Below are 19,378 nucleotides of genomic sequence, written 5' to 3'. Positions count from 1 at the left end.
TACGCCGTACCGGTACCGCAGGTTTCGGTGAAGTCACCACGCCGGTGACACGCACCTCTCTTAGACCTGTCTTATGTATGCGGATACCATCGTCACCCATGACGAGCGTTACCGAGCCGTCCGCCGAGCATCAGGTGGACATCCACACCACTGCAGGCAAACTGGCCGATCTCAAGAGGCGGGCCGAGGAGACGCTGCATCCCGTCGGCGAGGCCGCCGTGGAGAAGGTCCACGCGAAAGGCAAGCTGACCGCCCGCGAGCGGATCTACGCGCTGCTCGACGAGGGTTCGTTCGTCGAACTCGACGCGCTCGCCCGCCACCGCAGCAAGAACTTCGGGCTCGAAGCCAACCGTCCGCTGGGCGACGGCGTGGTGACCGGCTACGGCACCATCGACGGCCGCGACGTCTGCATCTTCAGCCAGGACGCCTCGGTGTTCGGCGGCAGCCTCGGCGAGGTCTACGGCGAGAAGATCGTCAAGGTGCAGGAGCTGGCCATCAAGACCGGCCGTCCCCTGATCGGCATCAACGACGGCGCAGGCGCCCGCATCCAGGAGGGTGTGGTCTCGCTGGGCCTCTACAGCCAGATCTTCCGCAACAACATCCTCGCCTCGGGCGTCATCCCCCAGATCTCGCTGATCATGGGCGCCGCGGCCGGTGGCCACGTCTACTCCCCCGCGCTGACCGACTTCATCGTCATGGTCGATCAGACCAGCCAGATGTTCATCACCGGCCCTGACGTCATCAAGACCGTCACCGGCGAGGACGTCACCATGGAGGAGCTGGGCGGCGCCCACACCCATGAGTCGAAGTCGGGAACCGCGCACTACGTCGCCTCCGGCGAGCAGGATGCCTTCGACTACGTCCGCGACCTGCTGAGCTACCTGCCTCCCAACAACTACGCCGAGCCGCCGCACTACCCCGTGCCGCCGGCCGAGGGCGCCATCGAGGACAACCTCACCGAGGAGGACCTCGAGCTCGACACGCTGATCCCGGACTCGCCGAACCAGCCGTACGACATGCACGAGGTCATCTCGCGCATCCTCGACGACGACGAGTTCCTGGAGATCCAGGCCGGCTACGCCCAGAACATCATCATCGGGTTCGGCCGCATCGAGGGTCGCCCGGTCGGCATCGTGGCCAACCAGCCCACCCAGTTCGCCGGTTGCCTCGACATCAACGCCTCGGAAAAGGCCGCCCGGTTCGTCCGGACCTGCGACTGCTTCAACATCCCGATCGTGATGCTCGTCGACGTGCCGGGCTTCCTGCCGGGCACCGACCAGGAGTACAACGGCATCATCCGCCGCGGCGCCAAGCTGCTCTACGCCTACGGCGAGGCCACGGTCGCAAAGATCACCGTCATCACCCGCAAGGCCTACGGCGGCGCGTACTGCGTCATGGGTTCCAAGGACATGGGCTGCGACGTCAACGTCGCGTGGCCGACGGCGCAGATCGCGGTCATGGGTGCCTCGGGCGCGGTCGGCTTCGTGTACCGCTCTGAGCTCAAAGAAGCGGCGAAGGACGGCCGTGATGTTGATGCCCTCCGATTGGAGCTGCAGCAGACCTACGAGGACACGCTGGTCAACCCCTACATCGCGGCCGAGCGCGGCTACGTCGACGCGGTCATCCCGCCGTCGCACACCCGTGGCTACGTCGCGACCGCCCTGCGGCTGCTGGAGCGCAAGATCGTGCAGACGCCGCCGAAGAAGCACGGGAACATTCCACTGTGAGCGGGGCGAACGATTCAGCCACTGTGAGCGGGGCGAACGATTCAGCCACTGTGACCGACAACGAGGCGACCGTGCCCGAAACAGACGGTGCGAAAGAAGACCACGAGGCCCACATCAAGGTGCTTCGGGGTGAGCCGACCGCCGAGGAGATGGCCGCATTGATGGCTGTCCTCGGTGCCGCCGGTGGCGGCGCCGTCGAGCCGGGTACCCGCGAGCGCAACCTGTGGGGCCACCCGGTCGACAAGCTGCGCTACGCGTTGTTCAGCTGGCAGCGAGTCACGCTGCTGGAACGCACCCACATGCGGCGCTAGAAAACGTCATGACCCGGGTCGTCCTGGGCTCGGCTTCCTCGGGCCGGCTTGGCGTGCTGCGCCAAGCCGGCATCGATCCGCTCGTCATCGTCTCCGACGTCGACGAGGACGCAATCATCGCGGCACGCCGGGGCGCGCCGCCGGACGATGTCGTCACGGCGTTGGCGACAGCAAAAGCCGACGCAGTAGTGGCACGGGTGCCCGATTCGATCGCTGCCGACGCAGTCGTGGTCGGTTGCGATTCGATGCTGCTGCTGGACGGTCGGCTGTGCGGCAAGCCCGGCTCGCCCGACGCCGTGCAGCGCCAGTGGCAGACCATGGCCGGGCGCTCCGGCGACCTGTACACCGGTCATTGCGTGATCCGCCTGCGCGACGGGGACGTCGTCGGCCGGAACGCCGAATCAGCAAGCACCACAGTTCATTTCAGCGAGCCGACGCCGGGTGACCTGACCGCCTATGTGGAGTCCGGCGAACCCCTTTGGGTGGCAGGCGCCTTCACCCTCGACGGTCTCGGCGGATGGTTCGTCGACGGCATCGAAGGTGACCCGTCCAACGTGATCGGGCTGAGCCTGCCGTTGCTGCGACGGCTGCTGAATGAGCTCGGCCTGTCGATCGCCGACCTGTGGTCAGCGAATCGGGGCTGACTTCGCTGATTTTCTAACCCGTTGAGAATCAGCAAATTTCACACCGATCGCGCCGCTGCCCGCAAAATCATGGCAGGACCCCCACGAGCGCGCCATCTCGCGAAACCCTCTACTATCCAAGCGAATACGGCGTTCACGCCGATCTTCGATCCGAGGGGGATTAATGAGATTGCTCGTCCGCACCCTGTGTGCCATCGCCGGCTCCGTCATGCTGATGGCCTTCTTGGGGACGGGGACGGGAGCAGCCAAGGATCCCCTGGTCGGGATGACCTACGCCGATGCCGCCGCGAAGATCGGTGAGTGGAAAGCAGAACCGGTGATCTCGACGGTGATCGGCGGCATTCTCGCCACCGACGACTGCATCGTGACCAATTGGCAGCGAGCAGGTTTCCTGGACTCAAGCGGCAAGAAGCGCGGCGGCACCATCCTGGTGAACCTGAACTGCAACGACAAAGTCGCCTCGGCCGGTAAGCCCGGTAATTCCGTGGCGACGGCAGAAGGCAAGGCCGTCAAGGCAGTTCGCGACCGCGCCAAGTTCTTCAACGACAATCCCGACTGGTGCGAGAAGAACGACAGGAACATGTCGATCTGCGCGACGTTCTGCTCACGCAATGAAGGTTTGTGCACGGTCGACTACAGCTAGCGCTGGTCGCGCGAGGGTGGCAGTGACCAAATTGCAACAATGTTGAGCGACGGCGCGCCGGTGTCAAAGGTCCGGTTTACCGCTGGCGCGGGCCGACACTGGGCCAATGCCGGTCGAAGAAACCATGTGGGATGTACGCGTGGAACGCGACATCGAAAGCTATGACCTGGAGCGGCTGCGCGCCGCCTTCGCCGATGTCATCGCCAAGCGGCTCGCACCGGGCAAGCGCCTGCTGCGTGTGGTCACCTGGTGTCAGGACGGCGGTTCACTGTTCCGCACCAAAACCGGACCGCGCCGCTACGCCGTCGCATACGAGGTGGCGTTCACCGCTTAGCTCACCGACGCGGAGGCTCGTCGAGTTTCGGCACCGGGTTGCCGGGCCCCGCGGGCACCAGAATCGTCCCGTGTGCGTCGACGATCGGTGAGTCGGTGATCAGCGCGGTACCGGGGTCGACGGAAATGACTTGCGATTTCATCTCGTTGCCCTGCGTCAGATCGCGGGTGGTGCACTTGTCTGAAGCCGCGCTGTCCACCTGAGGCACATCGGGTTCCCAGCTCAGATTGGCCTGCACCGGCGCCGGATTGACGCCGCTGCGCACGTACCGACTGACGTGCGTGACGCACTGGTAGCGACCCTTGGGGCCATGCGTGAAGTCTTTGAAGCCGGCGGGAAACGCGTTTGGCGGTTGCAGGTAGAACACCTCGTACCCAACGTGCGGCGAACCGGGACGCGGCCTTTCCACGTAACCGATGATCGGAAGCGCGCCGCGATGCTCGGGTCCCGGCGGGTCATAGGCGGCGACGGCCCGCTCCCACTCTTCTTTCTTCTGCTGTTCGGCTTCGGCCGCCTTCCGGTCGCTCTCCGTCGACCAGGCCAGGACGGCCAAGATGATCGCGGCGGCGATCACCCCGACGCCGCCGAGAGCCTGCATCGCGTAGCCGGCCTCGCTGGGTTCGTTGGCCTCGGGGTTCTTGTACTTCCACGATTCGAGGGCCCACCAGATCTTGCGCGGCCGCAGCAGCAGGTACAGGCCGATCGGTATGCCGATGACCAGACAGAGGATCGCGACGCCCATGGACGGATCGTAAGGGCACCCGGCAACCTGCCGAATCAGCAATTTCCCAGCTCGCGGTACGCTCATGGTTGTGCCGCTGCCTGCAGACCCCAGCCCCACTCTCACCGACTACGCCCACCCGGAACGCCTGGTCACCGCCGACTGGTTGGCCAGCAATCTGGGCAGGCCCGGACTGGCCATCGTCGAGTCCGACGAAGACGTCCTGCTCTACGACACCGGCCACATCCCCGGCGCGGTGAAGATCGACTGGCACACCGACCTCAACGATCCGCACGTCCGGGATTACATCAACGGCGAACAGTTCGCCGAGCTGATGGACCGCAAGGGCATCGGCCGCGACGACACGGTCGTGATCTACGGCGACAAGAGCAATTGGTGGGCCGCGTACGCCCTGTGGGTGTTCACCCTGTTCGGCCACCCCGACGTGCGGTTGCTCGACGGCGGCCGCGACCTGTGGGTCTCGCATGGCCGCGACACCACCCTCGACGTGCCCACCAGGCAGACGAGCGGCTATCCGGTGGTCGAGCGTGACGACGCGCCGATCCGCGCGTTCAAGGAAGACGTGCTCGGGATCCTCGGTAAGCAGCCGCTGATCGACGTCCGGTCCCCGCAGGAATACACGGGCGAACGCACCCACATGCCGGATTACCCGGAGGAAGGCGCACTGCGCGGCGGCCACATCCCCACCGCCAAGTCGATCCCGTGGGCGAAGGCCGCCAAGGACAGCGGCCAGTTCCGCAGCCGCGCCGAGCTCGAGGAGCTTTACGGCTTCCTCAAGCCGGACGACAAGACCGTGGTGTACTGCCGCATCGGCGAGCGCTCAAGCCACACGTGGTTTGTCCTCACCCATCTGCTGGGTCTGCCCGGCGTGCGTAACTACGACGGCTCCTGGACCGAGTGGGGCAACGCCGTGCGCGTTCCCGTCGCGGTCGGGCCCGATCCGGGTTCGGCGCCGTGAGCATGCCGGCCGCTCTGGCGGAGGTGGTTTCGGACTTCCAGGAAGTGGCCGGTCAGGACAAGCTGCAATTGCTGCTGGAGTTCGCCAACGACCTGCCGCCGTTGCCCGCTCATCTCGAAGAGGCGGCGATGGAGCCGGTGCCCGAATGCCAGTCGCCGTTGTTCCTCGACGTCGACGCGTCCGATCGCGACCAGGTCCGGTTGTACTTCAGTGCGCCCGCCGAGGCTCCGACCACCCGGGGTTTCGCGGCGATACTCGCGACGGGGCTCGACGGCCAGTCCGCCGACGACATCCTCGCGGTGCCCGACGACTTCTACACCGACCTGGGCCTTGCCGCGCTCATCAGCCCGCTGCGGCTACGTGGGATGTCGGCCATGCTCGCGCGGATCAAGCGGCGCCTGCGCGCGGGTTGATCCGCGCGGCAACACACCGAAGGCCAACGATGAAGATCGGCTCACCAACGGACGCAACTGTAACGGCGTCGGGCGAGCGGCACCGCCGCAATTTCCGCAGGCCAGCGACGTATCTGCGGCCGAAAACCCACGCTGTCAACAACTTCCGGCGTACCTTACCCGCGAGTAACCGACACCGGCTGGGTGAGGCTCCAGGTGCGCCGCATAAACTGCCCGCGATAGATTCTTAAAGACGTTTCTTAGAGAACTGCCGAGGAGGCACCGTGGCCAACCACGCCAGCTCAAAGATCTCCAAGGTGCTGGTCGCCAATCGCGGGGAGATCGCGGTTCGGGTGATCCGCGCCGCCAAGGACGCCGGACTGGCCAGCGTGGCCGTGTACGCCGAGCCCGATGCCGACGCGCCGCACGTGCGGCTCGCTGACGAAGCCTTCGCGCTCGGCGGCCAGACTTCCGCCGAGTCCTACCTGGTCTTCGAGAAGATCCTGGACGCCGCCGAGAAGTCGGGCGCCAACGCCATCCACCCCGGATACGGCTTTCTGTCGGAGAATGCCGACTTCGCACAGGCCGTGCTCGACGCCGGGCTGATCTGGATCGGCCCGAGCCCGCAGTCGATCCGCGACCTGGGTGACAAGGTCACCGCACGCCACATCGCCGCGCGTGCCAAGGCCCCGCTGGTGCCGGGCACCCCGGACCCGGTCAAGGACGCCGACGAGGTCGTCGCGTTCGCCAAGGAGTACGGCGTGCCGGTCGCGATCAAGGCCGCGTTCGGCGGCGGCGGGCGCGGCATGAAGGTGGCCCGCACCCTCGAAGAGATCCCTGAGCTCTACGAGTCGGCGGTCCGTGAGGCCGTCGCCGCGTTCGGCCGCGGCGAGTGCTTCGTCGAGCGTTACCTCGACAAGCCGCGCCACGTCGAGGCCCAGGTCATCGCCGACACGCACGGCAACGTCGTCGTCGCAGGCACTCGTGACTGCTCGCTGCAGCGCCGCTTCCAGAAGCTGGTCGAGGAGGCCCCGGCCCCGTTCCTCACCGACGCGCAGCGCAAGGAGATCCACGAGTCCGCCAAGCGGATCTGCAAGGAGGCCGGCTACTACGGTGCGGGCACCGTCGAGTACCTGGTTGGCCAGGACGGCCTGATCTCGTTCCTCGAGGTCAACACCCGTCTGCAGGTCGAGCACCCGGTGACCGAGGAGACCTCGGGCATCGACCTGGTGCGCCAGCAGTTCAAAATCGCCAACGGCGAGGCGCTGGACATCACCGAAGACCCGACCCCGCGTGGCCACTCCTTCGAGTTCCGCATCAACGGCGAGGACGCGGGCCGCGGCTTCCTGCCCGCCCCCGGTCCGGTGACCAAGTACGAGACCCCGACCGGCCCGGGCGTGCGCCTGGACTCCGGCGTGGAGGCCGGCTCGGTCATCGGCGGCCAGTTCGACTCGATGCTGGCCAAGCTGATCGTCACCGGCGCCACCCGCGACGAGGCACTGGAGCGCTCGCGGCGCGCGCTTGCGGAATTCAACGTCGAGGGCCTGGCCACCGTCATCCCGTTCCACCGCGCGGTGGTCTCCGACCCCGCGTTCATCGGCAACGGTGAGAGCTTCGACGTGCACACCCGGTGGATCGAGACCGAGTGGAACAACACCGTCGAGCCGTTCACCGGTGGCGACCCGATCGAAGAAGAGGACACCGTTCCGCGCCAGACCGTTGTGGTCGAGGTCGGCGGCCGCCGGCTCGAGGTGTCGCTGCCCGGCGACCTCGCGCTCGGTGGGGGCGGCGGTGCCGCGGCTCCCGGTGTCATCCGCAAGAAGCCCAAGCCCCGCAAGCGCGGTGGCGCAGGCGGCGCGGCCGCGTCGGGTGACTCGGTGACGGCGCCGATGCAGGGCACCGTGGTCAAGGTCGCCGTCGAGGAGGGCCAGCAGGTCTCCGCCGGTGACCTGGTCGTGGTGCTGGAGGCCATGAAGATGGAGAACCCGGTCACCGCGCACAAGGACGGCACCATCACCGGCCTGGCAGTCGAGGCGGGTGCGGCCATCACGCAGGGCACCGTGATCGCCGAGATCAAGGACTGACACCAGCCATAGGCACGAGGCTGTAGTTATCGCGCACTCGCGACGACTACAGCCTCGTTGCTTTTGTGTGTGCCGCCGCCGTTTTTCGACACGACGGTCGTTGCGCGCGGTAAAACGGCGGGCCGTGAGGCCGGAATCGGCGCACCGACTTTCGTTGCTCCGAATGCCGCCTCCGACGCGGCACCGCCGCGGCACCTGACGAGCATGTGATCTTCAGATGTCCGCGTCGCGCACGCTGCGGAAGTTATGGCAATGAAACGGGTTGCCCGATGCCGCTTTCTGCCATCGGGAGCAACGAACCTGTCCGCAGGCAGCGAACAGACGAGACTTCTCCGCCGACCACCGGCCCAACTGGTCTGCGATCACCGGCGATTCGAGGGCCGAGCAGCCGTCTGCACCCACCGAGTTTTTGCTGCCCGACATTCGATGCGCGCGAATCCTGCACTACTGCTACGGTTTTCGCTAACCGTGTGCGGATTGATTCGTGGGGGGAATCAGAATGGGCAAACGTAGCAAAGTCGCGCGTCCGATCGCAATTTCGTTGGCCGCGCTGTCAACCGCGGCCACCGTTGCCCTGTATCCGACGGTGCACATCGAAAGCCGCTTGCTGGCAAGGACATTGCTGGTGATGCCGGGCAACGACAACCCGAACGGCGACAACCTCGAGTACGGGCTGAACAATTACTTCAACCCCACGGACCCCAATTATGGATTTCCGGGCTACGACATGGTGAAAGTGCCGTGGATGTCCGATTCATTCGACGACGATCCGGGTTACCAGGTATCCCAGGACGACGGTGTCGAAAAGCTCGATACCGCTATCACCAAGTACCTCAATGTCGATGACGGTGAGGACGACTACATCGTCGCGGCAGGCTACTCCTCGAGCGCCAATGTCGTCATTCGCGAGATGAAGCATCTGGACAGCCTCGGCGAGGCCGCGCCGTCACCCGATCAGATCAAATTCATGGTGCTGGGAAGTCCGCACCGGCCCAACGGCGGGATTTTCGGCCGCTTTCCGGGTTTCAACCTGATGGGCATCCCGTTCGAGGAGACGAACCCGGACACTCAATACGAGCTGACCGACATCGGCTACGAGTACGACCCGATCTCCGATTTCCCGGCATATCCGCTCATGCCGCTGACGTTGCTGAATTCGCTCGCCGGTTGGCAGCTTCTGCACATCTCCTATGGCGGTGTGGAATCCGACCTCGACAACGCGATCGACAACCCGAACATGACGTACTACGACGAGGAAAAGGGCATTCAGTACATCACCATCGCGGCACCACATCTGCCGCTGCTGATGCCTGCGTACATGGTTGCCGACGCCCTCCCGCCGTTGAAGCCCTTCATCGAGCCCGTGCTCAAGCTGATCGAGCCGACCCTCAAGGTGTTGGTGGATCTCGGCTACAACCGTGAAGTGCCCGTCGGCGAACATCTGCCGGCACAGTTGTTCCCGAAGCACGACCCGGCCAAGGTCGCTGCCGACCTCGCCGATGCCGTGGCCAAGGGCATCGCGGACGCCGTGGAGAGCATCACCGGCGTCAAGCCCGACACCGCCGACGGTGCGGACGACGCCGAGGAAACCGACACAGAAAAGGCCGACACCGAGAAGACCGACGCGGCGACGACGACCGAAGAAGAAAAAGAAGAAGAAGGCACCGCGGTGGACACGAAGCCCGGCAGCACCGCCAAGCCGACGACGAAGCCGCTGGCCAAGGTTTCGGAACGGATCCGCAACGGGATCGACTCCGTCGCGGCCGACCTCGGTCTCGATCGTGACCGCGAAAAGCAGGCCACCGAAACCGAATCCGAGGATGAGTCCGAGGACGACACCAAAGAGGTCAGCAAGAAGGAAACCAAGAAGAAGGAATCCGACGCCGCCAAGGATTCCGGTGACAAGCCGGCGAAGAAGCAGCAAGTCAAGTCTGACAAGAAGTCCGCGAAGAACTCCGAGACGGCCAAAGAGGACAGCAAGGACGACAGCAAGGAGTCGGACAAGGCCGACGCCGCGTAGCCCCGATCGCTACTGTGACTTCAGTCTCGGCAGCCACCGCGACAATCCGCGGGCTGAAAGACTGGGTCTGGTAGCACGCACCGCAATCGGGGAGAACCAACGATGACTCGACCCCAGGTAGTCACTGTCACCGGCGCCGCCGGCCAGATCGGCTATGCCGCACTCTTCCGGATCGGGGCGGGCGCGTTGCTCGGCCGCGATGTGCCGGTGAAGCTTCGGCTCCTGGAATTGCCGTCGGCGTTGCGCGCCGTCGAGGGCGTGGTCATGGAACTCGTCGACAGTGCGCTCGACCTGCTCACCGACATCGAGATCCACGATGATCCCGTGCGTGCGTTCGACGGTGTGGACGTCGCACTGCTCATCGGTGCGAGGCCGCGCTCCAAGGGCATGGAACGCGCTGACCTGCTGGCCGCGAACGCCGCGATCTTCGCCGAGGCCGGCAAGGCGCTCAACGCCGGAGCGAACACCGATGTGCGGATCGTGGTGGTGGGAAACCCGGCCAACACAAATGCCCTGGTGGCATCCGCCCACGCGCCAGACATCCCGGCCGAACGGTTCACCGCCCTCACGCGGCTCGACCACAACCGCGCCGTCGCGGCGCTGGCGACCCATGCCGGCGCGCACGTCAGCGACGTGTCCCGGGTGACCGTGTGGGGCAACCACTCGCCCACCATGTACCCCGACATCTTCCACGCCGTGGTCGACGGCCGGCCGGGCGCCGAGTATGCGGCCGACACCGAATGGCTGACAACGGATTTCATCCCGACGGTCGCCAAGCGGGGTACCGCGATCATCGAGGCCCGCGGTACGTCGTCGGCAGCGTCGGCCGCCAACGCCGCCATCGACCATGTCCGGGACTGGGTCGACGGCACTGACCCCGACGACTGGACATCGGTTGCCCTGCCGTCCCCCGGCGCGTACGGGATCCCCGAGGGCGTGGTGGCCTCACTGCCCGTGCGAGCTGTCGACGGTGCATGGCAGATCGTCGAGGGCCTCGACGTCAACGAGTTCTCCCGGGCACGCATCGACGCGTCGGTCGCCGAGTTGCTCGACGAGCGTGCGGCCGTCGAACGACTCGGGCTGCTCTGAGCATGGAACCCGTCGAGATCAACGCCGGTTCATGGTATTTGCGCGCATTGCGCGATGACGATCTGATCGACGACCGGCCCGCGCTGGCCGATCTCGGGGAAACCGATCCGGACTACGTCACCCGCCGCGAAGCCCAATGGGCCTCGGACACTTACTACTCGTGGGCGGTGTGCGAACCCACCACCGGGGAGCTGCTCGCGGAGGTCACGCTGGACCCCGTCGCGGCCACCCTGCACAGCAGAGCTCGAGCGGGGCACGCCGACGCCGCGGCCATCGCCGAAGTGTCGGTGCGCCGGTTCGCGGGCGCGATGCTGGGACTGACGGTGCGTGACGACACGGACACCGCCGTCACGGACTGACGTCGACGTCGGCGCCCGTCGCGAGGTCGGTGCAGTCCACCGCGACCACATCGGTGCGGCCGCGCAGGAACGGCCGCGCACCCTCGTCACCGTGCAGCGACTCCAGCAACGCGGGCCAGTGCCTGCGCGCGATCGCCACGGGGTGCCCAGGCCGGCCGGCATACGTCGCCCGGGCCAGCCCCGATTCCGGTGCGGCAGCCAGGACCCGACGCACCACCTCTGGCCCCACATCAGGGGTGTCGACGAGATGCAGCACCGCAAGATCGGCGGTGCCTGCGGCAGATATCCCGGCGCGCAGCGACGCCGACAGCCCGTCCCCCCAGTCGGCGGCGACGACCGCGCGGGCGGGCGCGGGCACGTCGACGACGGCGGCGCCGAGCACGACCACGACGACGTCACAGCCGCCGCCGGACAGGGCATGCACAGCCGTCCTCAGCCACTCCCCCTGCGCGGCGCGCACTTTCGGCATCCCGAACCGCGTGCCTGCGCCCGCGGCGAGCACCACGCCTGCGACCGTGCCGATGTCCGACATGCGAACAGTGTGAACCGGTCCGATTCTCCGGTCATGCCGACCCCGCCGGACAGGTGGACATGCGCCGCGGTCGACCGGCCTGACCTGCGGTTATGGGAATCCGCTGAAGTCGATTGTCGAGTGACCTTGATGGGCGTATGGTTCGAAACAGGTTGAGTTCACAGCCGCTGCGAGCGTCATCGACAAGCGGGCAGGAACTCCCCGCCTGCCGTAGATTGACGCGCGCATCAGTACGAATACACGTATTACGACTGATGGAGTCGCCATGACCGCATTCTCGCGGGCCGCGATGATCGACCGCACCGAGCGGTCACCCGCAACCTTCGATACCCGCTGGCTGCCGCCGGCTACGGCGGTGATCACCGTACACGGCGAGATCGACGCCGCGAACGCCTCGGGCTTCACCGAGTACGCGATGTGCCACACTGCCCAGGCGAACGGTCTCGTTCTCGACTTGAGCGGTGTCGCCTTCTTCGGGACCGCGGGATTCTCCGCACTCAAGGCCGTCGAGACGCGCTGCTCGGTCGGCAAAGTCGACTGGATGTTGGTGCCGAGTGATGCGGTCACCCGCCTGCTCCACATCTGCGACCCCGACGGCAACCTGCGTCACAGCAGCACGGTCGCTGCGGCACTGACCGCGCTGCGCAACGAGTCGCAGCTACTGCAGTTGGTCACGAAGCCGCGCTAGCGACTTCGCGAGCAGCCGCGACACGTGCATCTGCGATATGCCGACCCGCTCGGCGATCTGCGTCTGCGTCATCGACTCGAAGAACCGCAGTAGCAGAACCGTGCGTTCCCGCTCGGGTAACGAGGCCAGAAGCGGCCGCAGCGACTCCCGGTTCTCGATCTGGTCCAGGCCCGCGTCCACGTCGCCCAACGTGTCGACGATCGCGGGCGCTTCCTCGTCGCCGCCGCCCCCGCTGTCGATCGACAGCGTGTTGTACGAGCTTCCGGCGATGAGCCCTTCCAGCACCTCGTCGCGGTCCATCCCGAGTTCCTCGGCGAGTTCGGACGCGGTGGGCGCACGCCCCAGCCGCTGCGACAGTTCCGCGGTGGCCGCACCGAGCCGCAGGTGCAGCTCTTTGAGTCGCCGCGGCACCTTGACCGACCAGCTGTTGTCCCGGAAGTGCCTGCGGACCTCGCCCATGATGGTCGGCACCGCGAAAGACACGAAATCCGATCCGGTTTCCACGTCGAACCGGTTCACCGCGTTGACCAGGCCGACCCTGGCCACCTGAACCAAATCCTCACGGGGTTCACCACGCCCGTCGAACCGCCGGGCGATGTGATCGGCCAGCGGTAGGCAGCGCTCGACGATCTTCTCCCGCTGGCGACCGTATTCCGGCGAGTCCTCGGCTGCGGCACCGAGTTCGCGGAACATGTCCAGAACGTCCGCGTATTCCGACGTCACCGCAGCAGGCTCGCTCGCCTTGTGGTCAGTGCGATCCCGAATACCCGGCCCTTGTCAGGCCCATCTCCGTCGGTGAAGGTGTGCACCTCATCGGTCAGCGAACTCAGTACGTGCCAGCTGAAACTGCCCGGCTCGACGACCTCGCTGCCCATGCACGTGGTCGACGCAGATATGACCACCTCGTCCTGGCGGGGATCGATCAGCAACGCCAGCGTCGATTCCGGCAACGCCGACCTGATCAACGCGGTGCACGCCTCATCGACCGCGAGCCGCAAGTCCGCGACCACGTCGAAGTCCAGGTCTTCGAACGTCGCGACGGCGGCGACCACCGTCCGGAGCACGGCGAGGTTTTCCAGCCTGGCCGCCACGCGTACTTCCATCGCCCGCTCACCGCGGGCGCGCGGTTGATGTTGGCCTGGTCCTTGGGCCATCTGACCTCCTGGAGTTTCTGATCGACAGTACCGTAGGCGCGATCGCGGGCTCACCGCGCGGCTCCGGGTTTGCCCTGTTCACGACCGATCAGAACCCGGCGGCTCAACGGGCGGACCGCGTTTCGCGGCGGTTGGCCTTCTCTATGGCCCCGACGAGGTCACTCTTACTCATCGTGGACCGGCCTTTGATGTCGAGGCGCCGCGCGAGGTCCATCAGATGTTTTTTGCTGGCAGAGGCATCGACACCTTCAGCGGACTTTCCGGAGGCGTTGGGTCCACCGCTGCGCGCCCGTGTGTCGGAAGGTCCGCGGTGATCCTTGGCTTCCCAGTGATCGCCGACCTTCTCATAGCTGTGCTTGAGCGCTGAGTAGGCAACGCGGTGGGCACGTTGGCCCTCACCGTACGACTCGACCGCCGAATCGTGCGCTTTGGCGAAAGTCCGTTGTGCCTTGGCCTCCGACTTCTGCAGGGTGCTCGGCAGTTCGTCTTTCTTCGCCTTGCCCTGCTTGGTTGTCTTCGGCACGGTCAACACTCCTCTCGTTGGGTCGATTCTGGGGATGCCCAGACGGCCGCCCCGGGAAACCCCCGATTTCGGAGTCCGTTCAGCTCATCATCGGTGCCAGCATGATGAACGCGATCGCATACACCGCCACCGCCGCGAGGATCAGCGCCAGCGCGACGAGGCCGGCCGCGATGAGCAACCGTTTGAGGGTTTCCGACGTCGCACGTTCCATGTTCAGTGGAGTACCCACGATGCCTTCGGCCAACGCGTCGGCCCACTTGACGCGGCTGGTCCGTGCGCTAAAGCCACGGCGTCGAAACCCGCGCGGTGCGATCATGAACACCATGGCTGCGGACCGTTTCGACGCAAACCAACGTTGGGACGAGGCCGCGCGACACGAGACGGAAGCCGAACGGCTGGATCGCAACTGGGCAAACCTGTTGCAGGAACTGCGCGTGGTGCAGACCGGCGTTCAGCTTCTCACCGGCCTTCTGTTGACGCTGCCGTTCCACGACGGTTTCGAGGAGGTCGACCACACCATGCGCATGGTGTACCTCGTGACCGTCGCCTGTTCGGTGGCGTCGACCGCACTGCTGATCGCACCGGTCGGCATGCATCGAATGTTGTTCCGCCGGCGCAGGCTCAATCTTCTGGTGTCCGGCGCACACCGCTGTGCCTATGCCGGTTTACTGCTCCTCGGCCTCACGATGGCCGGGGTCACCCAGCTGATATTCGACACCGTGGCCGGGCGCACCGCCGGGGTAATCGCCGCGGTGACCACATTGGTGATCTACCTGGGTTTCTGGCTCGTCCTGCCGCTGGCGATGCGCTCGGGTGAGCCGATGCCCGCCGACCCGTCACCGCGCGTCGGCGCGGAGCGCGGCAAGTAGCGGTTTGGCGGCCTCGTCGAGGAAGCGCTCCTGGCTGTCGCCGCCGATCTGGACCAAAGCGATGTCGGTGAAACCGGCCTGGCGGTATTCGTCGACGGCGGCGACGATGGCGTCGAGGTCGGGCCCGCACGGTATGGATGACGCGACGTCGTCGGGGCGCACGAACTGGGTCGCCCCCGCGAAACCGGCGGGCGTCGGGAGATCGGCGTTGACCGACCAGCCGCCGGCGAACCACCGGAACTGATCATGCGCACGCTTCACCGCCGCATCCCGATCGGTGTCCCAGCACACCGGGATCTGGCCGATGACGCGACCTTCGGGCAGCACGCCGGTGGACTGTCGCAGGCTTCGCCACTCGTCGATGATCTTGCGGTCCGGCGCGACATTGATGAGGTGATCGGCTGCGACGGCGAGCTTCTCGACCGCCTTCTCACCGGTCATCGAGACGCCGATGGTCAGCGGCTCGGCGGGCAGATCCCAGATCCGTGCGGAGTCGACCTCGAAGTACTCGCCCCGGAAATCGACGAGCTCACCGGTGAGCAGCTCCCGGATGATCTTGATCGCCTCGGCGAGCATGTCGAGACGGCGCTCGATCGTCGGCCATCCCCGGCCGACGACGTGTTCGTTGAGGTTCTCGCCGCTGCCCAGCCCGAGGGTGAACCGGCCGTCGGCCAAGATTTGCAGGGTCGCGGCCTGCTGGGCGACCACCGCCGGGTGGTACCTGATCGTCGGGCAGGTCACGTACGAGTACAACTGCACGGCTTCGGTGGCGTGGGCGACGGCGCCGAGCACCGGCCACGCGCTCGGCGCATGTCCTTGAGTGGCAAGCCACGGCGAGAAGTGATCGCTGCACACCTCGAAGTCGAATCCGACCTGCTCAGCCGAAACGGCATAGCGGACAAGATCTTTTGGCCCGCTCTGCTCGGTCATCAGGGTGTATCCGAATCTCGTCATATCGGACGGTTACCCGTGCAGGCGGCGACGAAACTGGGTACCCGAGGACCATGACCGAATCACAGATCGAGGAACGTCAAGATCAACGTCCGCAGCGCTTCCGGCTTTCTGCCACCTGGTTGCTCGCGTTCCTGACGATACCGGCGGCCATCGCGGTGTTCGCGTATGGAATGGGCGCGGTCATGAGCATGGCGGGATGCGCCGACGATGCGTGCGCGAACCAGGGGCCGGGCGAATTCTGGTTTGGTGTGCTGTTTTACGGTGCGCCGGTGGTACCCGTGGTTACCATCGCGGTTTCGATCTTCACCGCACGGTTGAGGAACGGAATCCTCGTGCCCATCGCCGGTTTGGCCCTGCTGGCCATCGACTTCGCCGTCCTGGCGCTGACCTTCTGATCCGCGGCCCTCATTCACGCCGCACTCTATCGCCCGGCCTGCCTGGGCCGGTCGGACGAGCGGGCCTCAGCTGCTGGGGCCCTGCCTCATGACGCCGGGGTGATCGGCATACCAGCGGTCTTCTATCCGCCGAACCCGCATGTGCTCAAGGGCCAGCCAAAGCGAACCGATCACGAAGCCGACCGCGGACAGGCCGCCGATGGTGAATCCCACGTCCGGGTGGCCGCTGGCGAACGCGGCCAGGCACCCGACGAACAACACCAACGCGAGTCCGATCACGATGAGCGCGGGCATTATGACGTTGTCTTTCATGGACTCGCCAGCGTGCGGCCGGGTCGTCCTGGCATGGTCGACTGGATCTTTCGGGCCTTTCATGGCTGCTCCTTCCGCCATAGCACGCCCCGTGCTGGTGTGGGCACTTTCCACGGTAGATCGATCTGCGGCAGCTGGCGGCCAAACGGACATCACGAAAACTGGCGCCGGCTCCCCATCCCCAGTTGGGTACGGGCAACCGGCGCCAGTTGCTGACGGAAAGCGCTCAGTGATTCCTGAGCATGCCGACCAGTTCGCGCTTGTTCTTGTCCGAATAGCCTTTCAGACCAAGCTTTTTCGCGCGATCACGAAGATCGGAAACGGTCCAGTCCTCGTACGATCCGGACTTGCCGCCCGACCGCCCGACCTTTGACCGGCCCTTGGCCGCCGCGGCGTTGGAGATGCGCGCGGCTTTCTCCTTCGAGTTGCCCTGCTTGCGCAAATCCTCGTACAACTTCTCGTCTTTGATCGATGAATTCGGCATCGTTCACCTCCTTACTCGGTGCCCGCCGTCGTTCAATACCAGGTCCGGCGTCCGGCGACCGGCCGGCCGATCGACCCGAGCAGCCAGAACACGGCACCCACCACCAACAGGATCACGCCGATCACCCACAGCCAGTAGATGTTCAGCACCAGCCCGAGGATGAGCAAAATCGCTCCGAGGACAATCATGACAACCTCACTTCACGTTGGCGATGACGTTCATCGCGCTCGGTTCGGGTAGGCGGCATTCGCCTACCTTCGGATTCACGCCGGCGTAGTTGAGCGGGCCTGCCAGCACCGTGAGTGCGATATCGCCCGCCGCCGCGCAACTTGTCGACCCGGTGCGGAAGTAGTCGCGTTGCCACGCTGCCAGCACACCGATCAGCAACCAGATGAGTACGAGTGTTCCGAACAATCCACCAAGTCTCATGACCCGCGATTACCCCGACGGTTCGCCTGTCAAACATTCGGCAAACCGCACCGCGCACGGCGTCCGCTCCTTGATCATCGTCGACATCGCGGGTGGTCGACGACGCCGACGCGATCACCCCCCGCGGTGCCACCACAGCCCTGGACACCAGTCTGGCCACTCTGCATTTCAGCCAAACTGACAGTGTCACAGAGCTTTATGACCCGAGTGGTTCGATTCGGCCTGCCCGGCCGTTACTGGCATGGCCGACGAACCCTGGGCGGAATTCTTGATGCTGCCAACACCTTTGGTGGTGCGACGGTGAACGGGCGGGCAAACCGGGACCCGTCGAGATCGCGGCAGCCGACGGATGCCCGGGGCAGTGCCGATTGTTTGAGCAGTCAACCATGGGTCAGTTGGGTGATATTGACTCAGACGTCATGCAATTGCCCATTCCGCAGTTGGGGGTCCTGCCGGTAACCCCGCTGCGGTTTGCTGAACCGCGGGGGCGGGCTCGGGGAGAGCAGTCCGCCCTTACGCGGGTAACCACGTCATTTCTTTTCTCCGGCAAGAATTTTCGGCCCATTGTCGCCGGTCAACAAGCAGTTTATGAGAACCGTCTTACATCGATTGTTGGTCGTCACCATGGGGCGTAGAGTCTGATCTAGGTTGAGTTCACAGCCAGCTGGAATCGTCATTGACGTGCAGGCAGTGGGTCTCCTGCGCTGGGGGCTTTAAGCGAGCAGAGCCTAATTCTGACGTGACCGCAGTACGAAGCGTGTTTTTCTACTGATGGAGTCACCAAAATGCCAACCATAAGCGTCGCCAAAAGGGCGACTCCGATACCAGGCGATGGCAACGACCGCGCACAGTTCAGCTCTCGTTGGCTGTGGCCGACGACCGCCATGGTGAGCGCGACCGGCGAACTGGACGCCGCCAATGCCGCCGAATTCACCGACTACGGCCTCGAGCACGTCCGGACGGACGGAAAGCTCGTCCTCGACCTCAGTGCGGTGACGTTCTTCGGGGCCGCGTGCTTCGCCTCGCTGCACACCGTGAACGTGCGGTGCGTCGGTGAGAACGTCGATTGGGTGCTGATACCGAGTAAAGCGGTATCCCGGGTGTTGCGGATCTGCGACCCCGATGCGGCCCTGCCGACATCGTCGGACGCGGCGGCGGCTCTCTCGTCGCTGCGCACCGAACCCCGGCCGCTGCAACTAGTCGCGAAGGAGCGTTGACTAGTTCGCCGACGCCCACCTTCGCCGCGTCGTCAGCGAGATGCCGAACACCTGCCCGGCATGGAACGTCCGGACGTCGTCGGTCAATGCCGACAGCACGTGCCTGCTGAATCCGCCCAGGGCGGGGATCTCGGCGTCGGCGCGGGGCGTGGATGCGTGTATCACGAGCGCATCCCTGTGTGGTTCCACGACCAATGTCAGTAAAGCGCCGGGCGCTGCCGAGTCGATCAGCACGGCGCAGGCCTCGTCGACCGCGAGGCGTAGATCGGCGACCGCGTCCAGGTCGAGATCATCGAACGCGGCCAGGGCGGCCAGCACCGTTCGGACCGTCGACAACCTGTCCATTCGCGCCGGTACGCGGAACTCCAGGGTGTCGTGCGGATGGGTGTGATCGACCGTGCCGCGGGGTAAACGCTTCGCGTGAAGCAGACTCAACGGACGCGGGAAAGGCAGCCCGCCGTCAACCCCGCCATCAAGGTTGCCGTCAACCGGTGTCCGGCGAACTTCGCCATTCCCGC

27 protein-coding genes are annotated in these 19,378 nt (G+C 65.5%); 15 read left to right on the top strand and 12 right to left on the bottom strand.

Annotated elements, in window-relative coordinates:
* Positions 1–98 precede the first annotated feature (98 nt).
* The 5 genes from AWC31_RS26725 (at position 99) to AWC31_RS26705 (ending at position 3,659) form a co-directional block, all read left to right on the top strand.
* Positions 99–1,727 carry an acyl-CoA carboxylase subunit beta gene (locus AWC31_RS26725; protein WP_085147060.1) on the top strand — a complete coding sequence of 543 codons (1,629 nt, stop codon included), beginning with the start codon at positions 99–101 and terminating at the stop codon, positions 1,725–1,727.
* Positions 1,728–1,750: 23 nt separating this feature from the next.
* Positions 1,751–2,038: an acyl-CoA carboxylase subunit epsilon gene (locus AWC31_RS26720; protein WP_085147058.1), complete on the top strand. Its 288-nt coding sequence runs from the start codon at positions 1,751–1,753 to the stop codon at positions 2,036–2,038.
* Positions 2,039–2,046: 8 nt separating this feature from the next.
* Entirely contained in the window at positions 2,047–2,682 is a 636-nt protein-coding gene (locus AWC31_RS26715; RefSeq protein ID WP_085147056.1) for a Maf family protein, read from the top strand.
* 163 nt (positions 2,683–2,845) lie between these two features.
* Positions 2,846–3,325: a hypothetical protein gene (locus AWC31_RS26710; protein WP_085147053.1), complete on the top strand. Its 480-nt coding sequence runs from the start codon at positions 2,846–2,848 to the stop codon at positions 3,323–3,325.
* Positions 3,326–3,449: 124 nt separating this feature from the next.
* Positions 3,450–3,659, top strand: coding sequence for a hypothetical protein (locus AWC31_RS26705; RefSeq protein ID WP_067843771.1), 210 nt, complete (start codon positions 3,450–3,452; stop codon positions 3,657–3,659).
* A gap of 1 nt (position 3,660) precedes the next feature.
* Here the strand turns inward: AWC31_RS26705 and AWC31_RS26700 are convergent, their stop codons facing one another.
* Positions 3,661–4,401 (bottom strand): DUF6199 family natural product biosynthesis protein, encoded by a 741-nt coding sequence (locus tag AWC31_RS26700; protein WP_085147051.1) that lies wholly within the window; start codon positions 4,399–4,401, stop codon positions 3,661–3,663.
* Positions 4,402–4,471: 70 nt separating this feature from the next.
* On the opposite strand from AWC31_RS26700, the gene AWC31_RS26695 reads away from it, so the two are divergent.
* The 6 genes from AWC31_RS26695 (at position 4,472) to AWC31_RS26670 (ending at position 11,303) form a co-directional block, all read left to right on the top strand.
* Entirely contained in the window at positions 4,472–5,359 is an 888-nt protein-coding gene (locus AWC31_RS26695; protein ID WP_067843769.1) for a sulfurtransferase, read from the top strand.
* A gap of 2 nt (positions 5,360–5,361) precedes the next feature.
* Positions 5,362–5,772 (top strand): SufE family protein, encoded by a 411-nt coding sequence (locus AWC31_RS26690; protein ID WP_067843412.1) that lies wholly within the window; start codon positions 5,362–5,364, stop codon positions 5,770–5,772.
* A 263-nt stretch (positions 5,773–6,035) separates the two neighbouring features.
* A complete protein-coding gene (locus AWC31_RS26685) occupies positions 6,036–7,835 on the top strand; it encodes an acetyl-CoA carboxylase biotin carboxylase subunit (protein ID WP_085147049.1) in 1,800 nt (599 codons plus the stop codon).
* Between the two features lie 499 nt (positions 7,836–8,334).
* Positions 8,335–9,855: a PE-PPE domain-containing protein gene (locus tag AWC31_RS26680; protein WP_085147047.1), complete on the top strand. Its 1,521-nt coding sequence runs from the start codon at positions 8,335–8,337 to the stop codon at positions 9,853–9,855.
* 102 nt (positions 9,856–9,957) lie between these two features.
* Positions 9,958–10,944, top strand: a complete 987-nt coding sequence (locus AWC31_RS26675) for a malate dehydrogenase (protein ID WP_085147045.1) — start codon at positions 9,958–9,960, stop codon at positions 10,942–10,944.
* Between the two features lie 2 nt (positions 10,945–10,946).
* The gene (locus AWC31_RS26670) at positions 10,947–11,303 is read left to right on the top strand and encodes a hypothetical protein (protein ID WP_067843402.1); all 357 of its coding nucleotides are present in this window, start codon (positions 10,947–10,949) and stop codon (positions 11,301–11,303) included.
* Here the strand turns inward: AWC31_RS26670 and AWC31_RS26665 are convergent.
* Positions 11,293–11,835 carry a nucleotidyltransferase family protein gene (locus AWC31_RS26665; RefSeq protein WP_085147043.1) on the bottom strand — a complete coding sequence of 181 codons (543 nt, stop codon included), beginning with the start codon at positions 11,833–11,835 and terminating at the stop codon, positions 11,293–11,295. The two genes, AWC31_RS26670 and AWC31_RS26665, sit on opposite strands and share 11 nt — an antisense overlap.
* Before the next feature lie 265 nt (positions 11,836–12,100).
* On the opposite strand from AWC31_RS26665, the gene AWC31_RS26660 reads away from it, so the two are divergent.
* Entirely contained in the window at positions 12,101–12,523 is a 423-nt protein-coding gene (locus AWC31_RS26660; protein ID WP_085147041.1) for an STAS domain-containing protein, read from the top strand.
* On the opposite strand, the gene AWC31_RS26655 is transcribed toward AWC31_RS26660, so the two are convergent.
* The 4 genes from AWC31_RS26655 to AWC31_RS26640 all read right to left on the bottom strand — a co-directional run bounded on the left by AWC31_RS26655 (position 12,494) and on the right by AWC31_RS26640 (position 14,516).
* Positions 12,494–13,216 carry an RNA polymerase sigma factor SigF gene (locus AWC31_RS26655; RefSeq protein ID WP_234790711.1) on the bottom strand — a complete coding sequence of 241 codons (723 nt, stop codon included), beginning with the start codon at positions 13,214–13,216 and terminating at the stop codon, positions 12,494–12,496. The genes AWC31_RS26660 and AWC31_RS26655 overlap by 30 nt on opposite strands.
* A gap of 26 nt (positions 13,217–13,242) precedes the next feature.
* Complete coding sequence (locus tag AWC31_RS26650; protein ID WP_067843389.1) at positions 13,243–13,677, bottom strand: ATP-binding protein; 435 nt, start codon at positions 13,675–13,677, stop codon at positions 13,243–13,245.
* A 103-nt stretch (positions 13,678–13,780) separates the two neighbouring features.
* On the bottom strand, positions 13,781–14,200 hold the full coding sequence (locus AWC31_RS26645; protein WP_085147352.1) for a ChaB family protein: 420 nt from the start codon (positions 14,198–14,200) through the stop codon (positions 13,781–13,783).
* A gap of 79 nt (positions 14,201–14,279) precedes the next feature.
* Positions 14,280–14,516 carry a hypothetical protein gene (locus AWC31_RS26640; RefSeq protein ID WP_133060230.1) on the bottom strand — a complete coding sequence of 79 codons (237 nt, stop codon included), beginning with the start codon at positions 14,514–14,516 and terminating at the stop codon, positions 14,280–14,282.
* Positions 14,517–14,523: 7 nt separating this feature from the next.
* Between AWC31_RS26640 and AWC31_RS26635 the strand changes: the two genes are divergently transcribed.
* On the top strand, positions 14,524–15,069 hold the full coding sequence (locus tag AWC31_RS26635; protein WP_067843384.1) for a DUF6328 family protein: 546 nt from the start codon (positions 14,524–14,526) through the stop codon (positions 15,067–15,069).
* On the opposite strand, the gene AWC31_RS26630 is transcribed toward AWC31_RS26635, so the two are convergent.
* A complete protein-coding gene (locus tag AWC31_RS26630) occupies positions 15,037–16,023 on the bottom strand; it encodes an LLM class F420-dependent oxidoreductase (protein ID WP_085147030.1) in 987 nt (328 codons plus the stop codon). The two genes, AWC31_RS26635 and AWC31_RS26630, sit on opposite strands and share 33 nt — an antisense overlap.
* 50 nt (positions 16,024–16,073) lie before the next feature.
* Between AWC31_RS26630 and AWC31_RS26625 the strand changes: the two genes are divergently transcribed.
* On the top strand, positions 16,074–16,418 hold the full coding sequence (locus AWC31_RS26625) for a hypothetical protein (RefSeq protein WP_085147028.1): 345 nt from the start codon (positions 16,074–16,076) through the stop codon (positions 16,416–16,418).
* A gap of 66 nt (positions 16,419–16,484) precedes the next feature.
* Here the strand turns inward: AWC31_RS26625 and usfY are convergent, their stop codons facing one another.
* The 4 genes from usfY to AWC31_RS26610 form a co-directional block, all read right to left on the bottom strand.
* Positions 16,485–16,793, bottom strand: coding sequence for a protein UsfY (gene usfY / locus AWC31_RS26620; RefSeq protein ID WP_085147350.1), 309 nt, complete (start codon positions 16,791–16,793; stop codon positions 16,485–16,487).
* Between the two features lie 163 nt (positions 16,794–16,956).
* On the bottom strand, positions 16,957–17,214 hold the full coding sequence (locus AWC31_RS26615; protein ID WP_067843369.1) for a DUF7218 family protein: 258 nt from the start codon (positions 17,212–17,214) through the stop codon (positions 16,957–16,959).
* A gap of 32 nt (positions 17,215–17,246) precedes the next feature.
* Positions 17,247–17,402 (bottom strand): DUF6131 family protein, encoded by a 156-nt coding sequence (locus AWC31_RS36960; protein WP_110775264.1) that lies wholly within the window; start codon positions 17,400–17,402, stop codon positions 17,247–17,249.
* Between the two features lie 7 nt (positions 17,403–17,409).
* Positions 17,410–17,643 (bottom strand): hypothetical protein, encoded by a 234-nt coding sequence (locus tag AWC31_RS26610; RefSeq protein WP_067843367.1) that lies wholly within the window; start codon positions 17,641–17,643, stop codon positions 17,410–17,412.
* Between the two features lie 785 nt (positions 17,644–18,428).
* On the opposite strand from AWC31_RS26610, the gene AWC31_RS26605 reads away from it, so the two are divergent.
* Positions 18,429–18,860 carry an STAS domain-containing protein gene (locus AWC31_RS26605; RefSeq protein ID WP_085147026.1) on the top strand — a complete coding sequence of 144 codons (432 nt, stop codon included), beginning with the start codon at positions 18,429–18,431 and terminating at the stop codon, positions 18,858–18,860.
* On the opposite strand, the gene AWC31_RS26600 is transcribed toward AWC31_RS26605, so the two are convergent.
* Complete coding sequence (locus AWC31_RS26600; RefSeq protein WP_067843763.1) at positions 18,861–19,289, bottom strand: hypothetical protein; 429 nt, start codon at positions 19,287–19,289, stop codon at positions 18,861–18,863. It abuts the gene before it with no gap.
* Positions 19,290–19,378 lie beyond the last annotated feature (89 nt).

The sequence above is a fragment of the Mycolicibacterium wolinskyi genome (assembly GCF_002101965.1).
GTDB classification, from domain to species: Bacteria; Actinomycetota; Actinomycetes; order Mycobacteriales; family Mycobacteriaceae; genus Mycobacterium; species Mycobacterium wolinskyi.
The sequence above is the reverse complement of the archived record's forward strand: the minus strand, read 5'-3'. Positions and strand labels throughout refer to the sequence as shown.